The organism is Kineobactrum sediminis (assembly GCF_002868715.1).
GTDB classification, from domain to species: Bacteria; Pseudomonadota; Gammaproteobacteria; order Pseudomonadales; family Halieaceae; genus Kineobactrum; species Kineobactrum sediminis.
Genome location: NZ_PKLZ01000001.1, coordinates 42,731 through 62,601, shown reverse-complemented (window position 1 = coordinate 62,601; position 19,871 = coordinate 42,731). Strand labels below are relative to the sequence as shown.

17 protein-coding genes are annotated in these 19,871 nt (G+C 57.6%); 7 read left to right on the top strand and 10 right to left on the bottom strand.

What is annotated here, in order from left to right; translation table 11 throughout:
- Positions 1-103: 103 nt before the first annotated feature.
- The 6 genes from CWI75_RS00255 to CWI75_RS00230 all read left to right on the top strand — a co-directional run bounded on the left by CWI75_RS00255 (position 104) and on the right by CWI75_RS00230 (position 3,818).
- Positions 104-1,201 (top strand): alkene reductase, encoded by a 1,098-nt coding sequence (locus CWI75_RS00255; RefSeq protein WP_101519471.1) that lies wholly within the window; start codon positions 104-106, stop codon positions 1,199-1,201.
- A gap of 122 nt (positions 1,202-1,323) precedes the next feature.
- Entirely contained in the window at positions 1,324-1,683 is a 360-nt protein-coding gene (locus CWI75_RS00250; protein WP_101520059.1) for a DUF1622 domain-containing protein, read from the top strand.
- Positions 1,680-2,078 carry a PaaI family thioesterase gene (locus CWI75_RS00245; RefSeq protein ID WP_101519470.1) on the top strand — a complete coding sequence of 133 codons (399 nt, stop codon included), beginning with the start codon at positions 1,680-1,682 and terminating at the stop codon, positions 2,076-2,078. Before CWI75_RS00250 ends, CWI75_RS00245 begins: the two co-directional genes overlap by 4 nt.
- Before the next feature lie 52 nt (positions 2,079-2,130).
- The gene (locus CWI75_RS00240) at positions 2,131-2,952 is read left to right on the top strand and encodes a TlpA disulfide reductase family protein (protein WP_101519469.1); all 822 of its coding nucleotides are present in this window, start codon (positions 2,131-2,133) and stop codon (positions 2,950-2,952) included.
- Positions 2,953-2,992: 40 nt separating this feature from the next.
- The gene (locus CWI75_RS00235) at positions 2,993-3,280 is read left to right on the top strand and encodes an encapsulin-associated ferritin-like protein (RefSeq protein ID WP_101519468.1); all 288 of its coding nucleotides are present in this window, start codon (positions 2,993-2,995) and stop codon (positions 3,278-3,280) included.
- Positions 3,273-3,818 (top strand): lipocalin family protein, encoded by a 546-nt coding sequence (locus tag CWI75_RS00230; RefSeq protein WP_101519467.1) that lies wholly within the window; start codon positions 3,273-3,275, stop codon positions 3,816-3,818. Before CWI75_RS00235 ends, CWI75_RS00230 begins: the two co-directional genes overlap by 8 nt.
- 26 nt (positions 3,819-3,844) lie before the next feature.
- Here the strand turns inward: CWI75_RS00230 and CWI75_RS00225 are convergent, their stop codons facing one another.
- Complete coding sequence (locus CWI75_RS00225) at positions 3,845-4,192, bottom strand: hypothetical protein (protein ID WP_101519466.1); 348 nt, start codon at positions 4,190-4,192, stop codon at positions 3,845-3,847.
- A gap of 169 nt (positions 4,193-4,361) precedes the next feature.
- A complete protein-coding gene (locus CWI75_RS00220) occupies positions 4,362-5,789 on the bottom strand; it encodes a Y-family DNA polymerase (RefSeq protein ID WP_101519465.1) in 1,428 nt (475 codons plus the stop codon).
- 210 nt (positions 5,790-5,999) lie between these two features.
- On the opposite strand from CWI75_RS00220, the gene CWI75_RS00215 reads away from it, so the two are divergent.
- Entirely contained in the window at positions 6,000-7,883 is a 1,884-nt protein-coding gene (locus CWI75_RS00215; protein WP_101519464.1) for a DUF885 domain-containing protein, read from the top strand.
- Positions 7,884-7,928: 45 nt separating this feature from the next.
- Here CWI75_RS00215 and CWI75_RS00210 read toward each other — a convergent pair whose 3' ends face one another.
- From CWI75_RS00210 to CWI75_RS00175, 8 genes are all read right to left on the bottom strand, one after another.
- On the bottom strand, positions 7,929-8,135 hold the full coding sequence (locus CWI75_RS00210) for a DUF2788 domain-containing protein (RefSeq protein WP_101519463.1): 207 nt from the start codon (positions 8,133-8,135) through the stop codon (positions 7,929-7,931).
- Positions 8,136-8,198: 63 nt separating this feature from the next.
- A complete protein-coding gene (locus tag CWI75_RS00205; RefSeq protein WP_101519462.1) occupies positions 8,199-8,636 on the bottom strand; it encodes an OsmC family protein in 438 nt (145 codons plus the stop codon).
- Positions 8,637-8,733: 97 nt separating this feature from the next.
- Positions 8,734-9,462 carry a translesion DNA synthesis-associated protein ImuA gene (gene imuA / locus CWI75_RS00200; RefSeq protein ID WP_101519461.1) on the bottom strand — a complete coding sequence of 243 codons (729 nt, stop codon included), beginning with the start codon at positions 9,460-9,462 and terminating at the stop codon, positions 8,734-8,736.
- A 106-nt stretch (positions 9,463-9,568) separates the two neighbouring features.
- A complete protein-coding gene (locus CWI75_RS00195; protein WP_101519460.1) occupies positions 9,569-10,834 on the bottom strand; it encodes an endonuclease/exonuclease/phosphatase family protein in 1,266 nt (421 codons plus the stop codon).
- Positions 10,835-10,899: 65 nt separating this feature from the next.
- Positions 10,900-14,040, bottom strand: coding sequence for a TonB-dependent receptor (locus CWI75_RS00190; RefSeq protein ID WP_101519459.1), 3,141 nt, complete (start codon positions 14,038-14,040; stop codon positions 10,900-10,902).
- Between the two features lie 100 nt (positions 14,041-14,140).
- Positions 14,141-16,018, bottom strand: a complete 1,878-nt coding sequence (locus CWI75_RS00185) for a bifunctional metallophosphatase/5'-nucleotidase (protein ID WP_101519458.1) — start codon at positions 16,016-16,018, stop codon at positions 14,141-14,143.
- Between the two features lie 83 nt (positions 16,019-16,101).
- Entirely contained in the window at positions 16,102-17,667 is a 1,566-nt protein-coding gene (locus CWI75_RS00180; protein ID WP_101519457.1) for a cation:proton antiporter domain-containing protein, read from the bottom strand.
- 46 nt (positions 17,668-17,713) lie between these two features.
- Positions 17,714-19,864 (bottom strand): acetyl-CoA hydrolase/transferase C-terminal domain-containing protein, encoded by a 2,151-nt coding sequence (locus tag CWI75_RS00175; protein ID WP_101519456.1) that lies wholly within the window; start codon positions 19,862-19,864, stop codon positions 17,714-17,716.
- Positions 19,865-19,871: the final 7 nt, after the last annotated feature.

The window sequence follows — 19,871 nt, the reverse complement described above, 5'->3', positions numbered from 1 at the left end:
AACCAGCCACTGGCTATCGGCGCGACCTTGCAGAAACTCGACAGGGGTCCGTATACCATGGCCGGTAAATCCACATTTTACAAAATCATAAGAGGAGATTGCCGTGCCAAAGGCCCTGCTGAGCCCCACCCAACTGGGCGCCATAGCGCTGAAAAACCGGGTGGTGATGGCGCCAATGACCCGGGCTCGTGCCCCTTTTCGCCTGGCCACCGCCTCAATGGCAGAGTATTACCGCCAGCGTGCCAGTGCCGGTTTGATCATCACTGAGGCCACCCAGATATCGCAACAGGGTACCGGAACCCTTGCTACCCCGGGTATTCACACGCCCGAGCAAATCCGGTGCTGGCAGCAGGTGACCTCGGCCGTTCACCAGGCGGGCGGTCGTATTGTGTGCCAGATCTGGCACTCGGGACGAGTATCGCACCGGGTTTTCCAGCACAATGAAGAGCCGCCCGTTGCTCCCTCGGCCGTCCAGGGTAAAATCCGCACCTTTACCGAGCAGGGCTTCGTGCCCACCTCAGAGCCGCGAGCGCTGGAACTGGAGGAGATCCCCGGAGTGGTCGCTCAGTATGCCCGGGCCGCCTCCAACGCCATGGAAGCGGGCTTTGACGGTGTCCAGATCCATGCGGCCAACGGCTACCTGATTGACCAGTTTTTGCGCGATGGGGTTAACCGGCGTACGGATGCCTACGGTGGTAGTGTCGAGAACCGCTGCCGGTTCCTGCTGGAAGTCACCGACGCAGTGATTGATGCCATAGGGGCCGATGTCACCGCCGTGCGCCTGTCACCTTTTTCGAGCACCTGGGACTGCCACGACAGCCAGCCGGCGCCGCTGTTCCGGCATGCCGTGAGCGAGCTTGATCGCCGCGAGCTGGCTTTCCTGGAAATTGTGGAGAAGATCAATGAATCCTCTGTCAGTGGCAGTGGGGCGGAGCTGCAGGCCGGCTTTGATACCGACGATATAGGCCGTGTCTATAATGGTCCGCTGGTGTTGAACGGAGGCTATGACATGGCCAGAGCTGACACAGTGGTGGCCAGTGGCACTGCCAGTGCCATATCCTTTGGTCGCCCCTACCTCAGCACACCGGATCTGGTAGAGCGCTTTGTGGTGGACGCGCCACTGAACGCGCCAGGTGATCCCGCCGCCGTTTACGGTGGCGGGGATGCGGGGTATATCGATTTCCCCATCATGAGTCCGTAAATAGTTCTTTCCGCTTCCCACGTTCGATCCGGTGCCCAATACGTCTCGCCCGGCATATTTGCCGGGCGTGCTATCCTCAGGGGCTATCAACGTCTCCGGGACTGGACAGGGAGGAAATGATCATGCAATTTACCGATGCAATATCGCTGGTGGTCTACGCCATTGAAGGCGCAGGTGTGGCAGTGGTGATAATTGGCGCGATGTACGCCACACTATCTTTTGTGCGCAACTTCAGGCGGATGACGGAGGGCTTTGCGTACCAGGTATTTCGGCGACAATTCGGGCGCGCCATAATCCTGGGGCTGGAATTTTTGATTGCAGGCGATATCGTCCAGACCATTATTGTGACGGCAAGCATGGAAAATGTTCTTATCCTGGGCCTGATTGTTATTATTCGCACCTTTTTGAGCATGACATTGCAGCTTGAGGTTGAGGGTCACTGGCCCTGGCAAAAAAAAGCATTTGGAGAGCATAATAAATGACACAATCGTTACCCATTCCTTTACACCATCCCTTTGCCGACCACGTAAAGCTCGAGATTGTCAGTCAGGAGCCCGGCTCCAGCACCTGCCGGATTGAGGTAGAGGCAGACCTGCACCACAATCCCCACGAGGTGGTGCACGGTGCAGTATTATACGCCCTGGCGGACACCGGTATGGGCGCGGCCTTGTATCCGACCCTAGATAAGGGCGAGTCCTGCGCCACCATTGAAATCAAGATGAACTATTTCCGGCCGGTGTTTGCAGGCACCGTTACCTGTGAAACCAGCCTGTTGAACCGGGGGCGCTCGGTGGCAAATCTGGAGGCCCGCGTGTACTGCGGCGACAAGCTAGTGGCCCAGGCCAACGGCAACTTCGCGATTACCCGGCGCCAGTAGCGGGTAGCCGGGTGAAAATGAATGATCTTATGGCGCCGCGAGAGACACTCTGATGTCCGCTGTCATCGTCGGACCACTGAGCTTTAGCCCAACATATATTTTATTGGCATTGGCATTCCTGGCCGCCGTCCTGGTGGGCGGCCTGATGGGACGGGTGAGTGGAGTGCCGGTAGTCGGCAAGCTGATCGATATCCTGGTGATAACCGTCTTCAGTGCCCGCCTGGGCTTTGTCCTGATTTATTTTGATCACTATCGCGATAATCTTTTTGATATTATTAATATTCGTGACGGCGGCTTTCACCTTGTGTCGGGCATCTTCGGTTTTGGTCTGGTGTGTGCCTGGAAGCTCAGACGCTACCCCCGGGACAGGCGGGTATTGGGGGGTGCCCTGGCGGTCGGCTTGGTGGTATGGCTTGGCGGTATGGGATTGTTCCGGGTCCTGGAAGCGCAGTCGCTCGGCTTGCCGGCGCTCGCGCTGCGGCAACTGGACGATACCCCGGTATTACTGTCAGAGATTGTCGGCAGCAAGCCTGTGGCGATAAATCTATGGGCTACATGGTGCCCGCCCTGCATACGTGAAATGCCGGTACTTCTGGAGGCGCAGCAACGGCACCCTGAGATCATGTTCCTGTTTGTTAATCAGGGTGAGCAGGCAGCGACGATAATGGAATTCCTGGAGCGGCAGCAGCTGGAGCTTGAAAATGTATTACTGGATCCACATACGATCCTGGGCCGGGAGACCGGGCATAGAAGCTTGCCGGTCACTTTGTTTTATACTGCTGACGGCCGGATGGTAGACACCCATCTCGGTGAATTATCCAGTGCCACCCTGGCCTACCGGCTGCAGCGGCTGGCGACAAAGCCGCTGCCCTGATAAGCAGTGGGTCCGATAAATTATCAGAGGAACATGAAACATGTCGAATGAAGGTTATCACGAGCCAGTGGCTGAACTCAGTGATGAAACACGGGATATGCATCGTGCCATCGTGTCATTGATGGAGGAACTTGAAGCTGTGGATTGGTATAACCAGCGTATGGATGCCTGCAAAGACCCTGAGCTCAAGGCCATCCTCCGCCATAACCGCGATGAGGAAAAAGAGCATGCCGCCATGGTGCTGGAGTGGATCCGACGCCGTGACCCGGTGCTTGATGAGGAAATGAAAGACTACCTGTTTACCGATAAACCAATAGCACATGAGTAGCCTTGTTACCCTGCGAGTCGCCGCGATTGCCGCGATGCTGTTACTGACCGGCTGCCTGGGCAAGCCGGCGGGTGTGAAGCCGGTAAAAGACTTCGAGGTGCAGCGCTACCTGGGTACCTGGTATGAAATTGCCCGGCTTGATCACAGCTTTGAGCGGGGGCTGAGCAATGTTACCGCTCACTACAGCCTCAACAATGACGGCAATATTCGTGTGCTCAATAAGGGCTATGATGCCGAAGAGGGAGAGTGGAAAGAGGCGGAAGGGCTGGCAAAGTTCGTCGGCGACGACAGTACCGGCCACTTGAAAGTATCCTTCTTCGGGCCGTTCTACTCATCCTATGTGGTCTTCGAGCTGGACCATGAGGGCTATCAATATGCCTTTGTATCTGGCTTCAATACCAACTATCTGTGGTTACTGGCCCGAAGCCCTGAAGTCAGCGACGATCTGCAAGCGCACTTTGTTGAGAGTGCCGATCGCCTGGGGTTTGATGTGGATAAGCTGATATTTGTCGAGCATGACCGGCAGGTGCAACCCTGAGGCGCCACCTGCCGTTATTGAAGACTTCAGGCGCCCTTGTTGGGTGCTGACACGCCAAGCAGTTTCCACTTGCCCTGCTGGTTGTCTTCTTCAGTGTAGCGATATTTTACCTTGGCGCCGTGAGGGGCGCTTTCAATCGTCGCATTTTTGGGTTCCTTGAACTGAACCCGGTTGCGGCGATTGAGGTTACACTCGCTGTTGCGCTCTGCGCGACCGGCAGAGTGAAAGGCAACATAGACATCGCGGCCCATCTGCTCCGCTTTTTCCTTGTCCACAGTACCTTCAAGGATGCAGTCCTGGGTGACTTCCGCCCAAGCGCCGCCAGCTATCAGGGGCATCGCGGCTACTAATAAAGCCCTGGCCAATGTTTTCATGGTACACCTCCGGTGTGAGCGTCTCTCGACGTTGCTTTTATCAGGTCGGTATTCTGCAGGTATTTACTCCAACATGGGGTAATCTTAGAACCTGGGTGCAGGCGCGTCCATCGCTGACATGTAAATGTCATAATAAGTTCACAATTATGGTGTATACGCCTTTTGGCCTTCAGGCAAACAGGCCATGGATATACCACTGCCTGTTCAGGCGATCGTGAAATACCCAATAGTGTTGCCCAGCCGGGCCCTGGGCCACGTAATAATCCCGGCTGACCGGCGTCTGCCACCAGTTATCCTCTATCCGTTCCGGGCCGCGCACCAGTTGCAGGGCACCGTTCCAGTACAGTCGGCCGCTGCGCTGCTCAAGGTGTCGTGGCTCGGGCATCAGCCAGAAAGGTCGCTGACCGCAATCTGAATGGGCGGCGGTAGGCTGCGGCAAGTCATCGCTGCCGACATGAAGTGCGAATTCCGGCAGGTGTTCGTCCCGGCAGCCAATTTTCCTGATGGCCTGCAATCCCAGGCGGCCACGCAGGCGATCAAGCAAAGCCTGCAGGGGCTCACGCTGGTTGTGCGGGCTGAACAGGTCGATGCTGGCGCCGTGCCCGCTAGCCAGTTGGTTACATTCCAGAATGATGCTTTCGACACCCGTGCGCAGTTGCAGCCGTTCAAACTGCAGTCTGGCCAGTCGATACCAGTTACTCCAGTCACTGTGCCGGGTACTGCTACGCACCTGTAACCGGTGTTGCTGACGGTCAACCCCGACCAACTGCCATTCAATCTCCCCCGTTTGTAGCTGTGTATGGCGCAGAAACTGGCACAGGGACTGTAGAAGGTACTGTACCGCGGGCAACAGTTCCGTATTGGCTTTAACTTCGTAACCAAACCAGTACTGGTCACTGAAACGAGTCGGCGGCTTATAGTTCGGCTGCAGGTCGGCCTCCCGGCCAAGGATCTGTCGCAGGCAGCGGACAAAGTTCTTGCCACAGCGCCTGCCCAGGGCGGCTTCCGGCAGCGCCAGAATATCGCTGAATGTATGCAGGCCGGCACTGTTGAGGTTTGCGATCTCCTGTGGGAATTCGTCCAGCAGGGTTAGCGGCAGCTGCGCCAGCCGTTCGGCCAGGTCTCCTTCCACCAGGGTTGCATGTTCCTGTTCGGCAAAAGACAGTAGCCACGCTCCCCTGGGAGTGGCCGCCAGGCCTGTTTGCACCCGATAGCCACGGTAGTTCAGGCCATGGTGTACCTCTTCCAGCAAGGCATCCAGGCCCCGGAACAAGGCCAGGGAGCCGCCGATTTCCAGCTGCAGGCAGTCCTCCCGCCAGGGATGCAGCGTGGGGGTAATGCCATAGGCCCAGCAGCACAATTGCTGCAGGCAGCGTTGCTCGGCAGCCTGGTCGCGCTGCAGTAATTGCAGGGGGCCCGAGCCTGCCAGGGCGCGTACGGTTGCAGCCGACATGCCTTCCCGGACCCCCAGGCTGGCTGCGCAGTCGTTGCCGCGCAGCACCCGTTGTTTTGCCAGCACGACCACCGGCTGCTCTTCAACCAGGGTCTGGCATTGCAGCGGCAATTGGCTGAAACGCAGGCATAGCCACAAGCTCACCGCCAGGCCTCCCGGCAGGGGACATCGGCGACGGATGCTTTTTTACTGGCAGATAAACTGTACATACATACAGTATCGCGAAGCCGTTTGAACCTGTCCAGCCTGAGAGTGTCTGAAAGTGGACCCTGCCACCCAATTACGACACAATGCCGCCGGTTTTCGGTGCCATTGCGTATCGTAATATCCCCATTTAATAGTAAAGAGGACTGAATGTTGTTGAACCTAGTAAAGATAATTGCCATTTCGGGACTGGCTACGGGCTTGCTCACCGCCTGCTCCAATGAGCAAACCCCCACAGATACCAGTGCCGCACCCTCTGTTTCAGGCTCAGTGACAGACTCGGGGCAGGCATCCACTGATGAGGCGGTAACCGTTGCGTTTCGCACTTTTCTCAAGGAAAACTACGCGGTCGATATGGCCCGTTTCCCTTACACAGCAAGTTATCGCGGCATTAAAACCAACCATGATCAGTGGAATTCGGTAACCGAGGAATTCCAGGATGAAACCCGTGCGATTAACGAAGCCAGGCTGCAGCAGCTGGCACAGTTTGACCGCGAGTCCCTGTCCAGCAGTGATCGTCTGTCCTATGACTTGTACCAGGCTGAATTACAGCGCCTGATCGCCAGCGACGAGTTCCGCCATCACAAGTTTGTTGCACACCAGTTTCGTGGGCCACACACCCAGGTGGCCAGTAACCTGATCAACGTTCACGGAATTGCGGACGTCGCGGATGCAGAGGCTTATATTGGCCGCCTCGATAATGTCGGTACCTGGTTTGAGGGGGTGATTGAACAGCTGGCCATTCGCACCGAAAAGGGCTTGTTACTGGCGGACTGGCAGTATCCGCAGATGATTGAAGCCTCACGGAATATCATCATGGGCGTACCCTTCGATGCGGAAGGTGAAGACTCTACGCTGTGGCAGGACTTCCAGGCCAAGGTGGCTGCGCTGGAGATAGAGGATGCCACTCGCGAACGCTTGCTGGCCGATGCCCGCACAGCCCTGGTTGAAGTGGTGGAGCCCGCTTATGAAAGATTGATTGCAGCCCTGTCCGCACAGGCGGAGCAGGCTCCCGATGCAGATGGTGTCTGGAAGTTTACTGACGGCGACAAGTTTTATGCCGAGCGCCTGCGCTGGTTTACCACCACAGACTTGACTGCCGACGAAGTACACAATATTGGTTTGCAGGAAGTGGATCGTATTCACGACGCCATGCGCACCATCATGGAAGAAGTGGGTTTTGACGGCAGCCTGGCGGAATTCTTTGAATTCATGCGCAACGATCCGCAGTTTTACTACCCGAATACCGACGAAGGCCGCGCTGCCTACCTGGCTGAAGCCAATGCGGCGATTGACAGCATGCGTGCCCGGCTGGGTGAACAGTTTGGTGTTTTGCCCGAGGCAGAAATGATCGTGAAGCGGGTTGAGGCGTTCCGTGAAAAATCCGCCGGTAAAGCCTTCTACCAAGGGCCGCCCGCGGATGCTTCCCGCCCCGGTATCTACTACGCCAACCTGTATGACATGAACAGCATGCCGCGCTATCAGTTGGAGGCACTGGCTTATCATGAGGGCGTGCCCGGGCACCATATGCAAGTGGCGATCGCGGTGGAGCTGGAGGCAATTCCCGAATTCCAGCGGCACACTACCTTTACCGCTTACAGTGAAGGCTGGGCCCTGTACACCGAGGAAGTCGCCGCGGACATGGGATTTTATGAAGATCCCTATTCAGACTTTGGTCGCCTGGCGATGGAACTGTGGCGGGCCTGCCGCCTGGTGGTTGATACCGGCCTGCACAGCAAGCGCTGGACCCGGGAAGAGGCAATTGCCTACCTGATAGAGAACACGCCCAATTCCGCAGCGGATTCCACCAAGGCTATTGAGCGTTATATTGCCATGCCCGGCCAGGCGACAGCTTACCTGATCGGCAAGCTGAAGATCATGGAGCTGCGCGAGCGTGCACAGACCGCACTGGGCGAGCAGTTTGATATACGCGCTTTCCACGACGAAATACTGGGCTATGGCCGGGTACCACTGTCATTGCTGGAAGCCAATATCGACCGCCTGATTGCGGAAACCCTGGCGGCAAACGCGTAAGGATCTATGCTCCGGCGTTGATTGCTTTCTCTCTGCCGGCGTCGTTCAGACGCCGGTGTTTTCCAGCAAATAGGTGATAATGACCTTGATCAGGAAGCCGAGGATGCCCATCGCCAGGCCGATATAGAGAATCAGGGTGCCGAACCTGCCGGCATTGCTGCGTTTGGCCAGATCCCAGACGATAAAGATCATGAACACGATAAGCGCGCCCACGCCAAGGGTGACACCGTAGTCACTTAACCATTGATCCATTATCTAGCCTGTTACGCTCTTCATTGCGTTATATCGGCTCATCATGCCAATAGCTATTCCGGCTCAGCTGATCTCACCGACGGTGGCTTTCAGGTGGACAGTACTACTGAGCGAGTTGCTGATGAGGCAAACGGATTCCGCCTTCTCCAGCAGTTGCTGTGCTTTTTTCGTATCTGTGCCCGCCGCTACACTAAGGTGTGCGGTAACCGTCAGCTCGGTAAAGCGGTTAACCCGCTCAACACGCTCAAGTGTGCCTTCAGTGCTGCATTCAATGTTTATCCAGTCCAGTTTCGAGGCTCGCGCAACGGCGCGAAAGCTCAGGATAAAACAGTCGGTAACCGCACCCACCAGCATGGCCTCCGGTGACCAGTAGCCCCCGGGCCCGCCAAATTCGATGGGTGGCGCCGTTTCCAGTGGCGGCAGGCTATGACCTTCCAAAGTGACGGTGCCCTCGGCACCCGCTGTTGCCGACACCTGGTAGTGGTGGGGTAACTCCTGCATATCTGTGCTCCGTAGTGACAATGATCCTGGTGCTGTACGTTAGCCCAAGCGGTAGCCAGAATGCTATCCCTTTAGTGGTGCTGGTAATTGATCCTGCTCAATGAAGCCCCAGTGCGCTGGTTGCGACTGTAGCCGGTGGCCATGCAGGCAGTTCCCACAATTGCGGTTGGTGTGACAATTCTTCATCCGGGGACAGGTTGATATCCACCTGTTGCCTGCCGCCGCGCTGCTTGAGAATGTGTACCTTGCGGTATTCCCGCATGTGCAGGCGCAAGCCCGCAGGCGCGCTGGTAGCGGCGGCCTCGCTGGAGCGAAACAATACCGCCAGGGTATCGCTGCCTGCCGCCGCCAGTTGCAACTTACGCAATTCACCGTAACTGTAATTGCCCGCCCCCAGCCAACTGAATACGGCGCTGCAGGTGGTGCTGCGCAGGGCCTGCTCAATACTCCAGAGCAGGTCTTCACGGTTTTGCGGGTGTACCAGCAGGACCTGCCCGGTGTCGATGCCACGAGCGGCCAGTAGCGGCGCATAGGGCGTATTGGGTGGTGCAATGAAAGCCTGCCAGCGGCCCTGGGCGCTCAGTTTTTCCATGGCCGGTAAAAACAGCCCCATGGCGCCCATACCGCAACTGTCGCTCAACACCTCAATAGTGGTGGCTTCGGGCCAGCCACCCTGCTGCAGTGCAGCATCCAGCGGCCGATAACCGGTGCCCAGGCCACCCTTGTGAGAGTCGCTGTTGGCTGACGAATGTGAGCCATTGAAGTGCCGTGATGTGCCGCGCCAGGTGTCGTGACGAAGAATAACCTGTTCCAGTGCCTTGTTCATGATGCTGTGCCTCCGGATATTGCCTGTGCTTTTTGCTGTATGTATATACAGTATTCGCGTCGGTGGCGGAATGCAAGTGGATATAGGCATGGGCAAAGCGGAGTCGTCAATAACCTGTCTGTCCAGGCGACATATCTTCCGGGGAGTCGCCGGTATCACCAGTATCACGAGCTGTCACCGGTATTTTTTCCAGTACCAGGTCCATCCATACCAGGCGGTGATCCGATGAACTGTGCCGGTCTTTGGCCAATCGCGCCAGGGGATCGCCGGCGGCGGGCCAGAAGACCCCGGCAGCCGTTGCCCGCAGGCCGGTGACAGACGGCAGTACGTAGTCTACCCGCAACTTGAAGTCGGCCGTATGGCTGGCGGCATGCGGATTATCCGGCTGGTTTTCCCGACCGCCTGCGCTGGTTGGTACCACTGTGGCATTAACTTGTGGGTGATTCAGCAAACTGTCGATGGCGGCAGGCCAGGCATCCCCCTCCACCGGTGACGCATTGAGGTCACCCAGGATGATAAAGCGATTCCCGCGCAGGCCGCCAGCCCCACCCGCGTCGTCGCGGATGTAATTGGCACTGACGCCGCCGTCCAGGTAGTCCACCCAGAAACGGATTTCATCGTGGTTACGCTTGCCGTTACGGTTCTCCGGCCCGTCGAACACCGGCGGTGTGGGGTGGCTGGCAAGAATGCGCAGCAGCTGCCCGTTAACGCGCACCGGAATGTCCCAGTGGGATTTTGAGGACAGCCTGAGTACCTGCTGCATGGCCTCGGTGTACCAGGGCGAGCCCTCGCTGTCCCTGATATCCACCAGCAGGTTGCCTGGCATATCCCGCCACAGGAGCTGCTGGAATGTGCGCGCGGCGCCGTGCTCTATCGGGTAGCGGCTTAGCAGGAGCATGCCGTATTGGCCGGGATACAGGCCATAGCCAAGCGCATCCTGGCCGCGGCCCGAGGCAATGCCGTCACCGTCCAGGTCAAACCCTGAATCAATACCGGCATTAACCGGGGCCAAGTAATAATAAGGGTAATCAATCGCATCAGCGCCCTGCCGGGATTGCAGCAGAAAGCGCCGGCGGAAGGCATCAACGCCCCGCGCGGGATCGGCGCTGAAGTCGAATTCATTGAGCAGGAGGATATCCGGTCGCACCCGCTGGATGGTCTCCGCGATGGTTCGAATCTGCTGGTGTGTGCCGGTCGCCAGTTGTTCAAACAGTTCATTACCGGTGACGGCCTCGCCGGGTGCAGTATAGTTGTCGCCGGTCATGCTGACGTTAAACGTGGCCACACGCAAAGACATTTCGGTATTGCTCCACACGGTATTGGAGGTACTTAATACCAGTATGAACAATAACCGGTTTACAGTGTTGCGCATCGTGAATTTATCCTCGATAAAAAAGCCGGCACATGGCCGGCTTCAACTGTTCCATGCGCTACGGTTTAGAAGTCGTAGCTTACGCCGATACGCACCTGCCACAGGGAAGCGCTGGCAACCCGACTTTGCTGTGCCGGCTCGAAGAAACGCTCAAACACATACTGCCCCTGGTCATTGATAGACGCGTCCACCAACTGTTGCGAGCGGGGAAAGCTGGCCTCGTTCATCACGCCCCAGTCGTCGTTGAGCAGGTTGCCCAGGTTCTCTACGACAACAAACGCCTTGCCGCGATGTTCGGCCATAAACCCGGGCACTTCCTGCTCAACCTTGAGGTCAAACTTGACCCACCAGTCGCTGTTGATACTGTTGCGGTCCATGATGGAGCCGCGTGAAAGCTCCTCGCTACTGACCAGTGCATCAAAGGCCGCCTTGTCGAAACCATCGGCATAGACCACCAGCGGGTCATTTGCAGTGGGGATGTAGACCAGGTTCTGGTCGATAAAGCCTATTGAACTACCCAGGGCGCCACCGAGGTCACCGTTGAAGACATAGCTGTATGGGCGGCCTTCATTGGCGCTACCGAACAGGGTAAAGCGCGTGCTGTAGCCGGGCACAAAATCACGGGCATAGGACATGCGTAGTGTGAAACGGTGCGGAACTTCGTAGTTGGATGTTGCGGCACCGGGATTCTCGGAGTCGGCCACTGCGGCGTTGGCATAATTCGAGAAGGCTACCGAACTGGTCATCGGGTTGACATCTTCCGCCTGGGTGTAAGCATAGGCCAGGGTCCAGTCGAGCCCGAAGTCATGCGATTTACTCAATGCCATGGACAGGGTAGTGGACTGGCCGGAATCCCCGCTGACATTGGTGAGCATGAAGTCCTGCGAACGTCCATTGGCGCTGGTGTAAATGGGGCGACCATCCGGTGCGGTAGCGCCACTGGGCACACGCGTCAGGTCACGAATAATGGCTGCATCTTTTTTCTCCGAGTGCAGCAGGTCGCCCATGACTATGTAGTCCATGGGCAGGGTATAGGTGAACCCCAGTGCATACTTCCACTCCGAGGGGATATCGAAGTCCGGATCCAGGACGTTAATGCCCCCGAGCCTGCCTTCGCCACGTGCAACCGCGTCAAACAGGTCCTGGGGCACATCGTAGACCGGCCTGCCTTCGCCGGTGAACGGCATATCAAAAACCGAGGTGCCGGAGCGGTCCTGCACTTCCTGGAGAATGATGCCGTTGTTCTGGTAATTATTGCCGATCCAGACATTGGGGTTGCCACCGGAGTACAGGCCAAAGCCGCCGCGTACTTCCAGATCGTCGTTTACGCCCCAGTTAAAGCCGACCCGCGGTTGCAACAGGTCCTTGCCGTCCAGGTTCTGCTGATTGGAAAACCCGTAGAGCTCTTCAATCAATGGGTTTTCCACTGGCTTGTCACTGCTGGTATACCAGTCATAACGTACACCAAAGGTAAGACTCGCGTTCAAGCCCGCATGGTAGTACTCATCTTGCAGGTACGCGGTGTTGGTGCGGTAGGAAAACTCGGCCGCGCCATCATTGGGATTGTTGCTGCCGCTGGCGTTTTCATAAATGATCCGCGACGGCGTACCGGCGCGGAAATCATCAATGGAGTCGAAGCGGTATTCACCTTCGGCTTCCTGCACGAACAAGTTGAAAACATCCAGTTCTTCAAATTCAAAGCCGCCGGTAATCACGTGATCACCGGCAACCCAGGTACCCGCCAGCTTGAAAGTGTCGGTGGTGTACTTCAGCTTGTTGGCATGGCGAGAATCATCAGCACCCAGGTATACGGTTGCCTCGGACCCGTTATTTTCGGTGGTAATCTGGACCTCGCCAAACTCGGTGCCACCCAGCGGATCAACGCTGGCTTCGAAATCTGAAGTGCCGATGCGCAGCTCGGTCGAGAAGGTGTCACTCCAGTCAGAAAATACTGAAGCTACGTAAGACTCGAGCTCACCACTTTGGTCATAGTAGTGGTTGGAGAATTCAAATTCGTCGGCATCACCGTCCGATTGGCGAATAACATTGCCATCGTTGTAATTATAGATAAAGGACGCGCGGTGGTAATCATTGATCTGCCAGTCCAGGCGCGCGAGAATTTTTTCGTCTTCCACCGGCAAGCTGCTTACCAGTTCACCCGGCTCATAGTTGTACAGGTTACGCGCGATGTCGATGATTTCATCGGACTGGGCCTGGGAGAAACCCAGTACCGGTACTGCCGCATTGGAGTCCGAGGGGCCGCGATCAAACAGCGAGGCGCCTTCGAGTTTTTCGTAGGCTGTGAAGAAGAACAGTTTATCGGCAATCAGCGGACCGCCGACGTTGAAACCGTACCGCTTTTCTTCAAATTCACCGACCAGGATGTCGTCGCCTTCGAGGGTGTCACCGCGCAGCGAGTCATCAGTGTAATCGTAGAAGACGCTACCACTGAACTCATTGTCGCCGGACTTGGTTACTGCGTTGATGTTACAGGCAGTAAAGCCGCCGTACTGCACATCGAAGGGCGCCAGTTCAACGGATACCTGGGATATCGCATCATAGGAAAACGGCATGCGTACGGTAGGGTAGCCATTGCTGTTGAGACCGAAGTTGTCGTTGGTACGAATCCCATCCACGGTGAGACTGTTAAAGCGCGAGTTGGCGCCGGCACATTGAATGGAGTCGGCAAAGGCTTCGTCAATGTAGACGCGCGGATCAATGCGGATCAGATCCTTGATGTCGCGGTTGACCGCGGGCGCTGATTCAAGGTCATTGAGGTTGAAATTGGCGGTTGGGCCCATGGCGCCATAGGTACCGGCGGCATCCCGGCTGGCGGTTACCAGCACTGATTCCATCGCGCGTTGTCCATCAAGGCTGATGGTGATGTTGGCCGTCTCACCCAGGTTCAGGTACACATCCTCGAGTGTGCTTGTACCTGTAGTATCGCGTACGGTAATTGTGTAGGGGCCGCCCACCTGCAGCCCGCGCAGGGAAAAGCTGCCCGTTGTGCCCGCGGTAAGTTCCCGGGTGGCGCCGGTACGGTTATCCAGCACTGTCACTTTTGCTCCGGGAACCAGCTCTCCGGCTGCGGTGGTAACGCTGCCCCTGATTGCCGATGACGTTTCTTGCGCCAGTGCAGATGCCGACAGACCTATGGTCATTGCAACTGCCAGTGCCAGTTGTTTGCGTGTAGACAATAAAGCCATGATTATTTCCCCAGAGAATTAAAAACCGGGGGTGAGGCTAGAGCTGATGTGTTACAGGTATGTTGCGACCGTGAGTAAGATTTATGACCGTTGCGGTCAATCAATCGCTACAGTTTTGGGTGTAACGATGCTCGCACCCTGCTCGATTGATGAAGGACTGGGTGGAATATTCGCTATAGACAGGCTTTGACAGTGATTTACCGATCTCATAAAGCGCGCTTGTGTAAGTGATAAAAGCCTGTGCGTATTCAGTGAAGGTATCCGTGTACTGATTGTTGTCGTACTTTTGACCAAGTGTATGGTAGCCATCCTTACCCGAGGCAATAAAATCATTGGTCACCACACGGTAACGCTGCGTTGCCTCAAGTGGCAGCCACTGCCGATTCAGCCCCGCATTCACTTCCAGCCCTGATACCCGGTTGCCGGCAGTTCTTGAAGCATCGACATGGAAGCGCAGGCCAGACGCATAGGGGTAGGCGCCACTGGTGGCGGGATTGTCGAGTGACTGCGCTACCGCTTCCTCGATAACCGCGGCAACTTCGGCGCCGGTCAGCTCGAGAGTAACCAGCGTATTGTTAAAGGGCAGTACACTGAATACGTCGGCCACGCTGATGGCACCAGCAGCGAGGTCACTGCGTACGCCACCCGCATTCTGCAGCGCAATATCTGCGGTGGGGGTGGCGGCGAGAAAGCTGCGAGCGACCAGTTGTGCCATGTCGCTGCCGTGAAGCCATGTGTCTGCAGTGGCGCACAATAATGAGCGGCCCTGCCCTGGAAGGTATTCCCGACACAGGTGATCCCGGGTGTGGCCGATAAGCTGCTCACCCAGTAGGCCCAGCTGGGCCTGAAAGCCACCGACAAGTGCGCCAGCGGCGGGGTCTGGTGCTACTGCCAATGCCGGTTCGGATTTCAGCGCAGCGGTGACTTGTGCCGCCGTCGCAGCGTCCAGCGTGCGTTCCTGTCCGCCTGTATCGCGATAGTAATAGTCGCCGGTGAAGGGTAGTACCGGGCCGCCAGTGCATCCGGTCACCACACCCTGTTCATCAAACCCGATACTGAGCTTGCCCAGCAGACGGCCATACTCCCATGCCTGGACCACGCACACCGGTTGTCCCAGGGCATCGGTGGTGCGCGCCGGGTAGTCTGCCACTGGCTTCAACCCCAGCCGGGTGAGACTTTGGGGACCCAGCAGGGTGTGGGAGTCGCCGCCCACAATCACATCAACATTACGCAGTGCCCCGGCCAGGGCCATATCGTTGCGATAGCCGAGATGGGTCAGCAGTACGATCTTGTTTACTCCCTGCCGGGAAATCTCATCAATATAGCGCTGCGCTGATGCCTGTTCGTCCAGTAACCGGGTCTGGGGGTCAGGCCGGGACGAGTTGCGGGTTTTGCCGGCTATGTTGATACCTACAATGCCGATCCGTTCCCCGCTGCGCTCGACAATGGTGTAGGGCTGCAGATAGCCGTTACGCAAGGGCGATACTGGCCCTGGTATCACATTGGCGGCCAGCACCGGCGTTGCGCAATCGCTGGCCATGAGGGCGTCAATAAAGTGTGCGAGGCCGGCATCGCCATTGTCGAACTCGTGGTTACCCGTAGTAAAGGCATCAAAGCAGATGGTGTTCATCAGGGCTGCATCGGCAACGCCCTTTAGCAGGCTGTAATAGGCCGTGCCGCTGACGGCATCCCCGGCATGCAGCTTGAGTACATTGGGTGCCTCTGCAGTGAGTTGCCTGAAGGCCGCGGCCAGCAGGGCAAAGCCGCCATACTCTATTGCGACCTGGTCAACGTCGAGATCCGCGCTGCCGATGTTGATTGCCAGGCGAGTCGGCTCAAGGTGAGAGTGGTGGTCGTTGATATGCAGGAGGGTAAGTTCGAAATGGTCTGCTGCTATTGCAGGTGTATTGGCGGTACAGCCTCCCAGAAGAAAAAGCAGGAGGGCGGAACAGGTGAATGATCTGGTCAGGTAACGCATGAGGTCTCACTGCCGGGCAGGTGGTGTGATGCTGGTCGAAAGCAGGATAATGCCCGGGTGTGACGTTTTTATTTACCGTGACGTCACGGTGGGTCAGGCAGCGGCGTAGCCGCCAGCGCACCGGCGGTGCGGTCCGCCAGCCCCATTCCCGCCTGGTACATAGTGAGGTAGGTGTGGGTGGCGCCGGCCTCGGTAATGCGGGCAATATGGTCCTCGTGCAGGGCATGGGAGACAATGGGACCGGTAAAGCCCCTGGCGCGCAAACCGCGTGCCGCAATCACCTTTGCCTCAATGTCATCCATCGCCAGAATGGCTGCCTCTATTTTTGACAGGTCGACACCGCGCCAGAAATTGGAATCCTCGGCGTCGGCAAAAAATACGTTGCGCCCGGCCTGCTGATGGGCACTCGCCTTATAGGTATCGGAATCCAGGCCCGCAATAACCTTGCCCAGGGGGCGCAGATGCTCATAAGCGGCGGTGCCGGTGCGGCCCATGCCAAAAATCAGGATCCGGGCATCGCCCAGGCTCTGCGGCTGCTCGTCCGGGTGCACGGTGCTGCGCTCAAAGCGCTGCAAATAGTTTTCCCACCGTGCAAAAAGCGGGTGTGCCAATCGATTGAGCGGGGCGGCGATAACAAACGATACGGATAGCGCGATCGCCAGCGGTACCAGCCACTCAGGCAGCACTATGGCGGCGACGATAAGACCGAACTCACTGTAGGCGGTAAGGCTTAACGCGGCCAGGAATGAGGTGCGTGCCCGCAGGTGGAATGCGGTTAACAGGAAGAAAAACAGCAGGCCCTTCAATGGCAGCATTGCCCCGGCAACCAGCGCAAACACCAGGGCGTTCATATCCGGCAGGCCGGACATGCCGATTTGCAGGAAAAACCCGACCAGGAAAATCTCCCGCAGTGACCACAGTGACTCTGCCAATTCCACTGCTCGCCGGTGGTTGGATAGCAGCACGCCCATCAGCAGGGCGCCGATTTCAGAACTCAGGCCCATGGCCTCGAAGCCCATGCCGCCAACCACCAGCGCCAGCATCATGCCCATCAACACCAGCAGTTCATCGTGGCCGGCAAAGTCCAGCAGCCAGTAGATTGCCGGGCGCAGCAGTGGCAGTGTGAATACCGCAAGAGCCCAGATATTGGGTGTCTGCCCGCTCCAGATGGCCAATACCACCAGTGCGATAACGTCCTGCACAATCAGGATGCCGATGGCGGTGCGACCGTGAAAAGCTCCAAGCTCGCGTTTGGCTTCCAGTAACTTTGCCGCCAGGACGGTGGAGGAAAAGGACAGCGCGATAGCCACCAGTAATGCGGTATTCCAGTCAAGCTCGGCAAAATAGCGTATGCCCGGCGCAAAGACGGACACACTGATGGCGAAATGGAGCAGCGCGCCACCCACTACCTGGGGCTGGGCCAGCTGCTTCAGCTTGAGCTTCAGTCCCACCGTGAACAGCAGGATCAACACCCCGAGATGGGCGATATGGTGCAGGATTTCGCCACTTTCCGTGGGGAGACCCAGTTGCGCGCCAAAGATATTGATGGCAAATCCGGCGGCGAGAAAGCCGACCAGTGGTGGCAATCCTACCTGACGTACCGCGAGGCCAAAAAAGAACGCAAAGGTAATGGAGATAACTTCGAACACGCAGCAGCCTTGTTGAACGGGGGTTACAGGAACGCAGGACGTGATCTTACCCCACTTTCAGCAGGCCGCGCTCCTCCAGGTCCAGAAGTAGCAGTTGCTGGATAATAAAATCCTTGCTGCTGTCCGGGTGCACCAGGTGGATGCGCTCAAGATAGGGGCGCGCGGCTTCCTTGTCGCCGTGATGAAACAGGGCCCGGACAGCCTGGCGCAGGAACTGGGCCGGTTCCTTGCTCAGCGCCTTGATCTTGCGCAGGCTGGCGGCCAGGGCCTGTTCTTCCGCGGTCAGGTCCGTACCAAAGGGGTAGCTCGGTAACAGGCCGTCGGCAATATGCCTGCCGAGCGTGGAGGCAATACGGTAGGGCGTATTGTCCCGCGCCTCGGCCGGAACTTCGTAGTCTGCCGGCAGCTTGCCGTTGTCCTTGGCAAAAGTGACCAGCTCCTCCTGGAAGCGGCTGTCCGCAATGGCGATCAACCGTTTGATGACCTCGGCATCACTGCGACCGCGCAGGTCCGCAACGCCGTACTCGGTAACAATAATGTCGCGCAGGTGGCGGGGAATGGTGGTGTGCCCGTAAAAGGGCACAATATTGGATTTGAGTTGCTTGCCGCTGCCCCGGGTGCTGCGAATACAGAGTATGGAGCGCGCACCGGGCAAATCGTGGGCCATGGCGACAAAGTTGTACTGTCCGCCCACACCGCTGATGACGGTGCCATTCTCCAGGGCATCGGACGCTACGGCACCACTGAGGCTGACGATCATTCCCGTGTTGATGAAACGGGCGTGTTGGCGTTGGGCGCAATACAGGGGGTAATCCTGCAGCAGCTGGTTGGTGCGCAACACGCTGGTCATGCAGATTTTTTCCTGGCCGGCGGCATCCAGGTCTCGCAGCTTCTGGTAGAAATCCCGCGGGCCCAGGAAAAAACCGCCATGCAGTATGCGGCCATTGCGCAGGTGGGTGCCGGCGGTGGCGCTGACCAGTGCGGCCCGGGTAGCACTGTCGTCCATATCGTTGGGCAATAGCTCGCCATCGATTCGCACGGATTCACCCGCCAGCTCAAGTTCCGCGGGCAGTAGACCCCAATAGCGCAGTTCGCTGATTGCAGCGGCGTCCAGCGCCGCCGGTAGCAGGCCGCAGCTGCGCAGATGGCGGAACATGGTTTCATCAATGGCGGTGGTAATGGCGCCGCTGTTGAGCCCCTGTTGCAGCATCAGGTTATCGAATACCTGCCGCTTGATGACACCCGCTTCCATCAACTGCATCATGCCGTTCACAAACATCTCGGTGGATGCGTAAAGGCCCTGCTCAAACACACCGGGTTCAGCAGCGCAGTCGCTGTCCCCGCGGGTGAGTTTCTGCAGCATGCTGCACCAGGCATCGTAGTGTCGGTGACGCAGGATGCAGGCGTGGGCCACGGCATCGCCCAGCGAACCGATGCCAATCTGCAGGGTGCCGCCGTCGACCACGAGGCTGCTGACATGCAGGGCGGTGGCGTAGTCGGTTAGCGGCACGGCCGCATTGGGCACCGCAAACAGTGAGCGGTTATAGTCGGGGTTTTGCAGTACCCCATCAAACATCGTAACCGGCACTTCGGCATCGTGTTCCATGAAAGGCAGGTCATCGTGTATCTGGGCGAAACACAGGAAGCTTCCTGGCCGGGTCTCGCGCATCTCCCGAACCACATCCAGTGCCACATCCGGATTACAGGACAGGCTCAGGGACTGGCCCTCGCCGGATTCCCTGGCCGCGACCATCTGTACCAATACATTTACGCCGAGCGCGCACAGGTCGCGCCCGATATGGGTGTAATTGCTGGAGATATAATTTTGTTGGGCCGATGCCACGCCCTTCATTGAGCCAGCCTTGAAATACAGTTCGCTGACCTGTACGTTGCGCGGCAAGGTGCCTGCCCGCAGGGCTTCCAGGTAGCGCAATGGTTCGTAATCACCGAACAGCCGGGCGATGATCGGGCCGGCAAGCTCCGCCTCAAGGTCGCTGGCCGGAGCGGGTTTCTCCAATGACAGGGCGGTATAAATGTGAAGTTCCAGAGAGGGGTCATCCACCGCTCGCTGGAAAAACGCGTTCATCAGCTGCACCGGTTTGCCCAGCCCGAGGGGAGCCCCGAGTTTGATCTGTTTGCCGAGGGTGGCGATAGCGTGGTCAACACACGCCTCGGCGAATTCGAATCTCAACGTCATGTTATCC